The 11477-nt window shown below is 72.1% G+C and carries 9 protein-coding genes; 5 read left to right on the plus strand and 4 right to left on the minus strand.

All coding sequences use genetic code 11. The annotated features are described in order from the left end of the window. Positions 1–17 precede the first annotated feature (17 nt). Positions 18–1367 carry a hypothetical protein gene (locus ACX9TP_RS08445; RefSeq protein ID WP_482979218.1) on the plus strand — a complete coding sequence of 450 codons (1350 nt, stop codon included), beginning with the start codon at positions 18–20 and terminating at the stop codon, positions 1365–1367. Continuing rightward, positions 1364–1921 carry a hypothetical protein gene (locus ACX9TP_RS08450; RefSeq protein WP_482979219.1) on the plus strand — a complete coding sequence of 186 codons (558 nt, stop codon included), beginning with the start codon at positions 1364–1366 and terminating at the stop codon, positions 1919–1921. Before ACX9TP_RS08445 ends, ACX9TP_RS08450 begins: the two co-directional genes overlap by 4 nt. A 9-nt stretch (positions 1922–1930) precedes the next feature. Here the strand turns inward: ACX9TP_RS08450 and ACX9TP_RS08455 are convergent, their stop codons facing one another. After that, a complete protein-coding gene (locus ACX9TP_RS08455) occupies positions 1931–2977 on the minus strand; it encodes a PrsW family intramembrane metalloprotease (protein ID WP_482979220.1) in 1047 nt (348 codons plus the stop codon). Between the two features lie 144 nt (positions 2978–3121). Next, complete coding sequence (locus ACX9TP_RS08460; RefSeq protein WP_482979221.1) at positions 3122–3766, minus strand: DUF3332 domain-containing protein; 645 nt, start codon at positions 3764–3766, stop codon at positions 3122–3124. A gap of 132 nt (positions 3767–3898) precedes the next feature. On the opposite strand from ACX9TP_RS08460, the gene ACX9TP_RS08465 reads away from it, so the two are divergent. Continuing rightward, positions 3899–4669 (plus strand): M15 family metallopeptidase, encoded by a 771-nt coding sequence (locus ACX9TP_RS08465; RefSeq protein WP_482979222.1) that lies wholly within the window; start codon positions 3899–3901, stop codon positions 4667–4669. A gap of 5 nt (positions 4670–4674) precedes the next feature. Here ACX9TP_RS08465 and ACX9TP_RS08470 read toward each other — a convergent pair whose 3' ends face one another. Further along, positions 4675–6039: a sigma 54-interacting transcriptional regulator gene (locus ACX9TP_RS08470; protein WP_163996224.1), complete on the minus strand. Its 1365-nt coding sequence runs from the start codon at positions 6037–6039 to the stop codon at positions 4675–4677. Between the two features lie 122 nt (positions 6040–6161). On the opposite strand from ACX9TP_RS08470, the gene ACX9TP_RS08475 reads away from it, so the two are divergent. Further along, on the plus strand, positions 6162–8837 hold the full coding sequence (locus ACX9TP_RS08475) for an amidohydrolase family protein (protein WP_482979223.1): 2676 nt from the start codon (positions 6162–6164) through the stop codon (positions 8835–8837). 77 nt (positions 8838–8914) lie between these two features. Here ACX9TP_RS08475 and ACX9TP_RS08480 read toward each other — a convergent pair whose 3' ends face one another. Then, positions 8915–10561: a hypothetical protein gene (locus ACX9TP_RS08480; protein WP_482979224.1), complete on the minus strand. Its 1647-nt coding sequence runs from the start codon at positions 10559–10561 to the stop codon at positions 8915–8917. 214 nt (positions 10562–10775) lie between these two features. On the opposite strand from ACX9TP_RS08480, the gene ACX9TP_RS08485 reads away from it, so the two are divergent. Next, complete coding sequence (locus ACX9TP_RS08485; RefSeq protein ID WP_163996221.1) at positions 10776–11474, plus strand: class I SAM-dependent methyltransferase; 699 nt, start codon at positions 10776–10778, stop codon at positions 11472–11474. Positions 11475–11477: the final 3 nt, after the last annotated feature.

Raw genomic sequence — 11477 nt, forward strand, 5'->3', positions numbered from 1 at the left:
AACGCAAGGAGAGGCACATGAAACGGCACGCCTGGGTACTGGGAACGGCACTCGCGCTGGTGGGCTGCGGCAAGGACAACCCGGGCAACCCCGACGCGGGCAACAAGCCCCCGGAGGACCCCAACGTCAACTCGCCCTTCACCCGGCTGGTGGTGGACTCGGAGCCGAGCGAGTTCCACCAGATTTCCTCCATCGCCATGGCCGTGGGCCCCCAGGACCGCATCGGCATCGCGTACTTCGTCAAGCTGAGCAGCCAGACGCAGGCGGGCTTGAACGACTTCGCGCTGCGCTACCGCGAGGTCGACGGCGGCCAGGTGAAGCCCGCGGAGACGGTGGCCACGGTGCAGCGCGTGTACGGCGTGTCCGTGGCCTTCGGGCCGAACGGGCAGCCGGCGGTGACGTACCTGGGCGGCGGCAGCGACACCTCCACGTTCTGGTTCCAGAGCGACCTGGCGGTGGCGTACCGCGGCGCCGACGGCAAGTGGACCGAGCGCATCGCCGTGACGATGTCCAACCAGGCCGGGACAGGAAACGACTTGAATGACGGCGGCTTCCTGGTGGGCCTCAATCCCTCCATCGTCTTCTCCGGCAGCCAGGCGCTCGTCGCCTATCGGGACGGGCACCGGGGCAACACCGGGCGCCAGGACTGGGAGTCGAGCGACGTGGAGCTGGCCGTGGGCGGCCCCACGTCGTGGCAGCACCGCATGGTGGCGCCCTCCTCGGCTGACAACAAGCTCGGCTTCGGCGGCCACATCCAGCTCATCATGGCGGGCGCGCAGCCGGCCGTCGTCTACGACAAGGCGCCCGAGGCCGCTCTGGCCAGCGGGACGGACGTCATGTTCCAGCGGCGCAACGCGGACGGCACCACCTGGACCGCGCCGGTGCGCGTGCAGCAGGTGAGCAACACGCAGATGGGCGCCTCCGTGGCCTACGACGCGACGGCGGGCTTCGGCATCGCCGCCCTCGAAAAGACGGGCGACAAGCTGACCTACATCGAGTGCGACGGTGACTCCGCCACGAAGTGCACGGCGGCCGGGGACTGGTCCACGCCGGACCCCGTGTTCAACTCCGGCACCGGCGGCTGGTACCCCTCGCTGGCGTTCGACCCGGTGAACCACGAGCCGTCCATCGCCTTCTACAACTGCGCGCTGGAGTCGGGCCGCAACGACACCGGCTGCAACCCGAACGACGACGAGCTGGTGGTGTCCACGCGCATCGCCGGCATCTGGCGCGAGACGCTGGTGGACGCGGGCGGCGGCTGGTCTCCCAAGCTGGCGTACCTGTCCAACGGCAAGCGCGTGGTGCTCTACCGGGCCCCCGTGGTGGCGGCGGACAACGGCACCCTGAAGCTCGCGGTGGAGAAATGAGCCGGGCGGCGCGGGCACTGGTGGCCTTCGGGCTCGCGGGTCTCGCGTCCGGCGCGGGCCTGGCGGGCTGCGGGCTGGAGGACAACACGCTGTCCGGCAGCGTGTCCGAGCTCTTCCCGCTGGGAGACATCTCCCGCGTGGAGGTGCTGCGCAACGCCGAGGCGCTGCAGGTGAGCTACTACCGCAACAACGAGCTGGACGTGGACCTGGTGGCGCGCCTCACGGTGGCCACCGAGGGGCTCGATTTGCGGCCCGGCACGAAGGTGGACCTGGGGGGCACCACGCCCTCGGGGCTGGCGCGCGCCACGGTGGTGCACCTCAACGCGGGCGAGCCCGCGCGCGCCTTCGCGCCGGTGGAGAACGGCGACCTCCAGCTGGACACGGGCGGCAACCCCGGCGAGTCCACGCGCGGGGACTTCTCCATGTCCTTCCAGAAGGGCGAGGGCTACGGCGCGGGCCGCAGCCTGGAGGGCGCGTTCAACGCGGTGGCGACGGACGCCAGCTTCGGCCCGGAGCCGGGCGAGCTGCTCGACGCGGGCGTGCCTCCTCCCTGAGGCCCGGGCCTACCGCTCGGGGCGGGCTTCCGCCCCTCGCAGCCCCGAGCGGAACAGCCACAGGAAGAGCAGCGTGAAGGCCACCGAGAAGGCCGCCATGATGACCCAGGCGGCGGAGCTCGCCACGTCCGCGGGCTGCTCCTGGAACAGGGCCACGACGAAGACGAGCAGCCACAGACTGCTCGCCGTCAGGCCCAGGCCCCCAAGGATGAGCTTCAGCCACGAGCCCACGGTGCGCGAGGCTTCCGCGGGCCGCCCGGCCGGAGGCGGCCCGAAGGGCGGCGGGCCCATCACGACGAGGCTCGCGGTGGTCACCTGTCCGCCCGGCCCCTGCAGCATCAGCGCCCCTTCCGCCGCGAGCAGCCCGCCGGCGGGCGCGGACGCGAGGGTGAGCTGCTCCGTCCGCAGGGCGCGGTAGAGCTTGCGGCCCCACTGCACCTCGATGGCGAGCACGCCGAGCGAGAGCACGGCGAAGCCGGTGCCCGTCATCAGGAACACGTCATAGAGGCCGTGCAGCAGGGTGGCCCAGCCGAGCCCCGAGGCCAGCAGGCCCAGGCGCTGCTCCTCCGGGGCGAGCCGCGCGCGGCCGACGAAGGCGCCCATCACCACGCCGGTGAAGGCATGGCCCGGCACGGCGGTGACGGCGCGCAGGACGGCCACGCCCAGGCCGTGCTCGCCCACGTAGAGGATGTTCTCCAGCGTGGCGAAGCCGAGCGACGCGGTGGCGCCATACACCACGCCGTCCAGCGGCTCGTCGAAGGCGGGCTTGCGCCAGACGTAGAGGTACAGCACGAGGAACTTGAAGAGCTCCTCGGGGATGGCGGCGCCCAGGAAGGCCCGCACCATCGCGGAGCCCCAGACGCCGTCGGAGAAGGATGCGCCCAGCTTCTGGAGCGCCAGGGCCGTGGGCACCACGGGCGCGCAGATGACGGCCCCGAGGAGGAACGTCTTCAGCAGCAGGGCATGCGGCTCCGGCCGCTTGTCCCGCGCGTAGACGTACCAGAAGAGCAACAGGGACGGGACGACCGCCGAACCACCGAGCACCAGCACCGACATGGGCCGTACGGTAGCAGGCGGGCCGTGCCCGGCTGAAATCAGGCGCCGCCGAGCGGGCGGGGCAGGGGCGTGCTGTTCGGAAATGTCGGGGGTTTTGCGCCGCGAAAAGTCCCGACATTTCCGAACAGGGCGCTGCCGGAGTGGCTACGGGGCCACGCAGGCGTTGAGCGCGAGGCCGCGGGACACGGCGGTCTGCGCCACGGTGTGCTTCGCGAGGGCCGCCGCGCCGCCCTCTTCGTACACGCGGCGGGCGAGCTGCACCGCCTCGCTGGCGTGGACGGTGAGGGTGGTGCCGGCCGCGTCCGTCACGGCCACCGCGCCGTCGGCCGCCGCCCGCGCCTGGACGAGCAGGTTGCCGGCCTCGTCACGCGCCACCATGCCGTCCTCGAGCGGCTCGAAGAAGCGCACCACCGGCTCCTGGCCCTCGCGGTCCAGCTCGATGCGCATGACGCCCGTCTCGGCGTCGCGCGACATGCGCAGCGTGTCGGTGGGGGTGAGCTTCACGACGCGCGTGCCGTCGTCCGCGCCGTCGGCGCTGCTCATGGGGTTGCTGCCGGACCAGAACTCGATGCTGTTGATGATGAGCGCGTCGATGAGCGCGCCAATCCCGTAGACAGGGATGATGACGAGCACGAGGAACATCAGCCACTGCACGAACTTCTGGCTGGAGATGCCCTTGTTGAACTCCCAGATGTTCTGCGTGAGCTTGAACTGGCCGAAGCAGCCCGTTGCATGCATGGAGATGAATCCCGCGCACACAACGGCGAGCCAGGGGGAAGGACGCTTCATCGTGAAACCTCCTCAGGGGGTTGGCATGACTGCGGGTGCGGGGCCACCATGCCACGTGCGCCACGGCTGTCACGGTCTCTTCGTGGCTGCGTCCGCTGTGATGCACTTTCCCCGGCATGACGGGAGGGTGGCGTGAGTGTGTGCTTTGCAGCCGTGTTGCTGCTCGCGGCGTCCCCGGAGGCGGGCGCCCCGGCCGTGGGCCCACCGCCCGCGCCGCTGGCCTGCGTGGCGAAGTGGTACCCCGCCGTGGTGCCGGTGCGCCTGGAGTCCGGCTGGGGCTTCCGCCTTCCCGACGGCCGCACGTACCCGTTCGACGACGGGCAGGTGAAGAGCTTCGCGCGGAAGCTCGAGTCCCCCGACCTGGAGGACACCCTCTCCATTCCCTACCGCACCGGCCCGCCCACCCCGGTGACGCGCGAGGACGAGGACCCCGGCCGCATCCGCTTCGACCCGCTCTTCCACGCCACCTATGGCGCGTCCGCCGCCCAGGTGGACGTGGTGCCCATCCGCCTCCTCGGCCAGCGGCTGAAGGTCCACCGCAAGGTGGCGCCCGCCTTCCAGCGCGTGGGGGCGCGGCTGGAGGCGCTGCTCGCGAAGGACGCGTCGCTCGAGCCCTTCCTCACGAACCTGGGCGGCACCTTCAACTGGCGCACCATCGCCAACACCCAGCGGCGCAGCGCGCACTCCTTCGGCGTGTCCATCGACCTGAACCCGGCGCGCGCGCACTACTGGGAGTGGCAGCGGCCCAGGGCGCCGCCGCAATGGCGCAACGCCGTGCCCCAGGCCGTGGTGGAGGCCTTCGAGGCGGAGGGCTTCATCTGGGGCGGGCGCTGGTACCACTACGACACGATGCACTTCGAGTACCGGCCGGAGCTGCTGGACCCGGCCTGCGCGCCGCGCTGAAGCCTTCAGTCCCCCTCGCTCTGCACCAGCCCGTACTTGTGCAGGAGCGAGTACAGGTGCTTGCGGTCCAGCTCCGCCTCGCGGGCGGCGCGGGCGATGTTGCCGCGGGCGCGGCCCAGCAGGCGGGTGAGGTACTCGCGCTCGAAGGCGCGAATCAGCTCGTCCTTGCAGACCTTGAAGGGCCCGGTGAATTCCACGGGGAGGAAGTCACCGGCGGCGGCGGGGGCCTCGCGGGTGAACTCGCGCAGGAGGGTGTCCCCGGCCAGCTCGGGGATGTCCACCATGTGCCGCGCGCGCTCCAGGGCGTTGCGCAATTCGCGCACGTTGCCCGGCCAGGTGTGCCCGGTGAACTGCTCGCGAATCTTCTCCGGCAGCCGCGTCCAGAGGCCCTCGCCCGCGAAGGCGTCCACCAGCAGGGGGATGTCCTCCTTGCGGTCTCTCAGCGCGGGCAGGCTGAAGGTGAAGACGGAGAGGCGGAAGTAGAGGTCCTCGCGGAAGCGGCCCGCCTGCGTCTCCGCCCACAGGTCCTTCTTGCTGGCGACGATGATGCGCGCGTCGAAGGAGATGGGCGTGGAGGAGCCCAGCCGGCGGAACTCGCGGTCTTCGATGGCGCGCAGCAGCTTGGGCTGGAGGTCCAGCGCCAGGTCGTCGATTTCGTCCAGGAAGAGGGTGCCGCCGTTGGCGCGCTCCAGGCAGCCGATGCGCTGGCCGACGGCGCCGGTGAAGGCGCCCTTCTCGTGGCCGAACAGCTCGCTCTCGATGAGGGAGTCGGACACGCTGGCGCAGTCGAAGACGACGAGCGGCCCGGGGGAGCGGGGGCTGAGCTTGTGGATGGCCTTGGCGGCGGCGCCCTTGCCGGAGCCCGTCTCGCCCACCAGCAGCACGGTGGAGTCGGTGGGGGCGATGCGCTGGAGCAGGGCGAAAATCTGCCGCATGGGCAGGCTGCGGCCCACCAGGTCTCCGAGGCGGTCCTCGGCGGTGGGCTCCACCTGGACGGGGGACACCTGCGGGCTGAAGCGCAGGCGCACGTCTCCCACCTCCAGCAGGGCGCCGGGGCGCAGGTACGCCTCGCGCACCTGGGCGCCGTCCAGGAACGTCCCGTTGGTGGAGCCGAGGTCCTGCACGAGGAAGCGGTCGCCCTGGCGGCGGACCACCAGGTGGTTGCGGCTCACCGTGGGGTGGTCGATGACGACGTCGTTGTCCGGGGCCTTCCCCACGCTGAGGTGCTCGTTGGCGAGGGGGAAGACGGTGCCGGCGCGCTCGGTGTCGAGAAGCACGAGGTGGAAGTGCTGAGCGGACAGCCGCTCCCCCTGGGCCCGGGCGCCGACGACGGTGTGGGTGGGGATGGGAGCTGGCGGGAGGGCAGGCATGACTGGCGGGGGATTGTAGACGGCTTCGCGACGCGTGGTGACTCCATCCTGGGGGGTGGCCCCCACAGGGCAGGCAGCCAGGCGTGGCCGGACCCGGGGTGAACTGCTACGAGGGGCACCCCATGCGCACCCCCTTCCTGTTGCTGGCGCTGGCCACCGCCTGCGCCACCGTCCCCGAAGCGCCTCCCCCCTCGCAAATGCCCGCACCGGCGCCGCCCGCGCCCGCCCGCGTCTGGAAGCAGCCGCGCGCGGTGGTGGTGCGGCACGCCACGGTGATGCCCGCCAGCGGGCCGGCGATTGAAGACGGCGCGGTGGCCTTCGTGGACGGGAAGCTTGCCGCGGTGGGTCGTAACGCGGACGTGGCCTCGCCCCCGGGGGCGGAGGAGGTGGACGGCACCGGCCTGTACGTGACGCCCGGCATCATCGACGCGCACAGCCACCTGGGTGTGTACTCCACGCCGTCCAGCTTCTCCAACGCCGACGGCAACGAGGCCACCGCGCCGGTGACGGCCGAAATCTCCGCGGAGCACGCCTTCTGGCCGCAGGACCCGGGCCTGCGGCGCGCGGCGGCGGGTGGCATCACCTCGCTGCTGGTGCTGCCCGGCAGCGCCAACCTGATTGGCGGGCGGGGCTTCCCGGTGAAGCTGCACTTCGGCCGCTCGGCGGCGGAGATGCGCTTTCCGGGGGCGAAGGACTCGCTGAAGATGGCGTGCGGCGAGAATCCGCGGCGCGTCTACGGAGAGGGGAAGAAGACGGCGCCCTCCACGCGCATGGGCAACGCAGCCGGCTACCGGCAGGCCTTCGCGCAGGCGCGCGAGTACATGAACAAGTGGGACGACTGGCGCGCGAAGAAGGAGAAGAAGCCGGACGAGACGGGCCCCGAGCCGCTGCGCGACCTGAAGCTGGAGACGCTGGCCGAGGTGCTGCGCGGCAACATCCTGGTGCAGAACCACTGCTACCGCGCGGACGAGATGGCGGTGATGCTCCAGGTGGCGGACGAGGCGGGCTACCAGATTCGCGCCTTCCACCACGCGCTGGAGGCCTACAAGCTGCGTGACAGGCTCGCGGAGAAGAGCGTGGGCGTGGCCACGTGGGCGGACTGGTGGGGCTTCAAGCTGGAGGCGTGGGACGGCATCCCGGAGAACGCGGCGCTGGTGGCGCAGGCGGGCGGCAAGGCCGTCATCCACTCGGATTCCGAGTACGGCATCCAGCGGCTGAACCAGGAGGCGGGCAAGGCGATGTGGCGGGCGCGCGAGTCCGGCATCCCCGTCACCGAGGAGGAGGCGCTGCGCTGGGTGACGCTCAACGCCGCGTGGATGATGGGCGTGGAGGGCGTCACCGGCTCGCTGGAGCCGGGGAAGATGGCGGACGTGGTGCTGTGGAAGGGCCACCCGCTGAGCGTCTACGCGCGGGCGCAGCGCGTGTGGTCCGACGGCGTCGTCACCTATGACGCGGCCACCGGAGCGGGGGAGCCGAGCGACTTCGAGGTGGGTGACAGCGCCGCCACCTCCGCGAAGCTGGTGGCCAGCGCCGCGCCCGCGCCCACCCTGGAGGCGCTGGGCCTGGCCTCGCGCTGCGACGCGGGGGCGTGTGCCACGTCGCTGCCGCTGGCGAAGGAGGCGTGCACCGCGTTCCAGGGCGTGACGGCCTTCATCGGCACCGGGTGGCTGAAGGAGGCCACCGTCGTGGTGGCGGACGGGAAGGTGCACACCGTGCTGGCGGGGGCCGTGCCGGCGCCCGCGGGCTGCGCGGTGGTGGAGGGCAAGGGGCGGCTGCTCACGCCGGGGCTCATCGACCCGCTGACGGAGCTGGGCCTGGTGGAGGTGAGCGCGGAGGAGTCCACGCAGGACGACGTGCTGCGCGGGGACGCGGCGAAGCAGGACGTGCGCGCGGCGCTGCTGGCCGCGGACAGCCTCAACGCCGCGTCGGCCGTCTTCCCGGTGGCGCGGCTGGGCGGTGTCACCGGCGTGGTGTCCGCGCCCAAGGGCGGGCTGGTGTCGGGGCAGAGCGCGTTCGTCACCACGGACGGCACCGTCCGCAGGACGCCGCTGGCCATGCACCTCAACCTGGGCCGGGCGGGCCGGGACGCGGTGTCCGGCTCGCGGGCGCTGGTGCTGGAGCGGGTGCGTGAGCTGCTGTTCGACGCGCGCGAGTACGGCCGGCGCAAGGCGGACTTCGAGCAGCGCCGCATGCGCGACGTGGCGGCGAGCCGGTTGGACCTGGAGGCCCTGCAGCCGGTGCTGGCCGGAAGGCTGCCGGTGGTGGTGCGGGCGGACCGCGTCTCGGACATCCGCGCGGCGCTGGCGCTGGCGAAGGAGTACGGGCTCAAGCCCCTCATCGCCGGAGGCAGCGAGGCGTGGATGGTGGCTCAGGAGCTGGCGGCGGCGAAGGTGCCGGTGATTCTCCAGCCCACGCAGAACCTGCCGGCGGACTTCGACCGGCTGAGCAGCCGGCTGGACGCGGCGGCGCTCCTGCGCGCGGCCGGGGTGAAGGTGCTCATCTCCGTGATGGGCGAGCCCCCCATGGTGCGCACGCTGGCGCAGGAGGCGGGCAATGCGGTGGCGTGGGGCCTGCCCCACACGGACGCGCTGCGCGCGGTGACGCAGGACGTGGCGGAGGCCTTCGGCCTCGACGGCGGCCGGCTTGCGCCCGGTGCTCCGGCGGACCTGGTGCTGTGGAACGGCGACCCGCTGGAGTCGTCCTCGCGGCCGGTGGGCATGTGGCTGGGGGGCAGGCAGGTGCCGCTCACCAGCCGCCAGCAGGCGCTGTTCGACAAGTACAAGGCGCTGGCGAAGTAGGGCGCGCCTGAAAAAGACGGCGGCCGTCCCCTGGTGAGTGGGGACGGCCGCCGCGCCTTCAGGCTACCCGGGTGGGGTCAGTCACCCGTGTAGATGCCAATGCCGCCCGCCACCCACGTGGGGCGCTTGGGGTCGTCGTAGTCGATGAAGCTCACGAGCATGCGGCGCCTGTCGCCGGAGCGGTCCGCCTGGATGTCGGTGATGCGCAGCATGCCGTACTTGGTGCCGAACACGCCCAGGCTGTAGTTGGTGACCTCGCCGCCCTTCACGCGGGAGATGCCGCCGCCCCAGAACGCGCCCACCCAGATGCTGCCGTCCAGCGGGTCCATGGCGATGGCCGACAGGTGCTTGGCCACCAGGCCGGACTCCGTGCCCATGCGCCGCGTCACGTTGCCGCTCGAGTCGAGGTGCGCCAGGCCGTTGCCGAACGAGCTCGCCCACACCGTGCCGTCCCGCGCCACCACCATGCCGGAGACGCCGTCCGTCACCCGCTCGTTCGGCTTGGAGTACTCGGGCTTGGCGTCCGGCCAGAGGTCGAGCTTGTTGGCGGTGTTGTTCTCCGTGCCCGTCTGGGCGCGCCAGAAGTTGCCGCCGTGCGTCCCGTAGAGGAAGCGCGTGCTGCGGTCCGAGCCGCCGAACCAGACGTCACCGTTCGGGTCCAGGCCCACGCCGTAGTATGCGTCGGTGAGCAGAATCACGCCGCCCGAGCTGTTGTACGCATTGATGTGCGGGTGCACGTGCTCCAGCACGCCCGAGCAGTTGAGCTGCCCGTTGCACATGGGCGCGCCCTTGAACTCGGCCTCACCGCGCGCGAAGCCGTGGTTGCCGCCGAACCAGACGCTCTGCGTGCTCTTGTCGTAGCGGATGCGGAGGACGTTGCAGAGCTTCTCGCGTCCGTGCATCTCGTCGGCCACCACACCGGGGCCGGAGAAGATGTCGTAGTGGACCACGCTCAGCGTGCCGTCCCGCTGCAGCGTCACCTTGTCCGCGTCACCGCTCTTGTAGCGGGCCGGGTCCGGCTTCTTGCCGTCCCAGTTGCTCTCGCAGTGGTCATCGCCCGCGCCGGGCATGCCCTCGTAGCCCACGAAGACGGTGCCCGCGGGGCCGCCGGACACGGAGATGACCTTGAGGTACTTGGGGCCCGGAGGCGTGCTGCCGTCCGGCATGAAGCCGTAGGGCCGCAGGCCGTCCTCCATGCCGAAGCGCTGGAGCGTCTCCGCGCCCGGCTTCAGGAGGAACAGGCCCTCCTCGCCGCCGGCCACCCAGACGTTGCCGCCCTCGTCGGCCGTGACGCCGTACACCTTCTGCGGGCCGCCCTGCTCCACGCCGTAGAACTTCCAGCCCGGCTTCGGCTCGGGCAGGGGCGGAATCTCCACCTTCTTGCCCGGCGGAGGAGGCGGCGTGCCGCCGTCCGGGGGCGGCGTCGTCCCGCCGTCGGGCGGGGGCTGCTGGGTGCCGCCGTCGGGCGGGGGCTGGGTGCCCCCGTCCGGAGGCGGAGTGCCCGCGTCCGGCTCCGGGTCCACCGTGCCGCTGTCCGGCACCCCACCGGCGTCCGGCAGCGGGGCCGGCGTCGGGTCTCCCGGCCGCTCGTCCGGGGGCTTGGGGTCATCCAGCCCGGGGTTGCCCCGCTCCGACTCGTCGGTGCCCTTGGAGTCGCAGCCCGCCGCCGTCCACATCGCGCCCGCCATGAAGAGCGCGCCCGCCCAACGCCATCCGCGCGTCATATCCGCCACCCACCCCTACGTAAGAAACCGGCCAGTCCCGTCCCATGACGGGCGGCCGCGTCCGCGCCGCTGCATCGCAAGCGGGGTGCCAGCGCGGCATGTCCCAGGGAGGGGGGCCACCGTCCGCTCCCGGACACGCGGTGGGCAAGGCGTTTCCCACCGTGTGCACGTGGCTGTCCCGAAGAGCCCTGGAAACGTGCTAGTTCCTGGAGGGATGGGTGGAAACGACGCGCGGGGCCGGACGCCGCTTTCCCTGGTGGGGCAGGAGCCGGACCTCCTCTTCTACACGCGGCAGGCAAGCGAGCATGGCGGGCCCGTGCTGGTGCTGGGCGCCGCCAATGGCCGCGTGGTGTGGGCCCTGGCCGAGCATGGCTTCACCACCGTGGGCGTGGACCCGTCGGAGGTGATGATTCGCTCCGCCGAGGAGCGCCGCGCCTCGGAGTCCGCGGAGGTGTCCAACCGCGCGCGCTTCCAGGTGATGGACCTGCGCTCCCTGCGCCTGCCGGACCGCTTCCCGCTGGTGCTGGCCCCGCAGCACGCGCTGGGGCTGATGCCGGGCAATGACGACCTGGAGGCCTTCCTGGCCACGGTGCGCTTCCACCTCGCCCCCGGGGGCACCTTCGTCTACGACGTGCTCAACACGCCCCGCGAGCCGGTGCTCCCGCGAGACGACGAGGAGCCCGGCGCCGGTCTGGAGCCGCGCCGCCCGCTGTTCGCCCTGCACCTGCGCGAGCGCAAGCAGCCCGGGGGCCCCAGCCCCATCCGCCGCCTCAAGCTGCGGCACTTCTCCCCGGAGGAGCTGGACACGGCCCTCAACGCCGCCGGCCTCGTCCCGCGCGAGCGCTACGGCCGCTTCGACGGCAAGCCCTTCGACCTGGAGGACTCGCGGCACATCGGCATCGCCGGGCCGTGAGCC

It is taken from the genome of Pyxidicoccus sp. M15 (assembly GCF_056858435.1).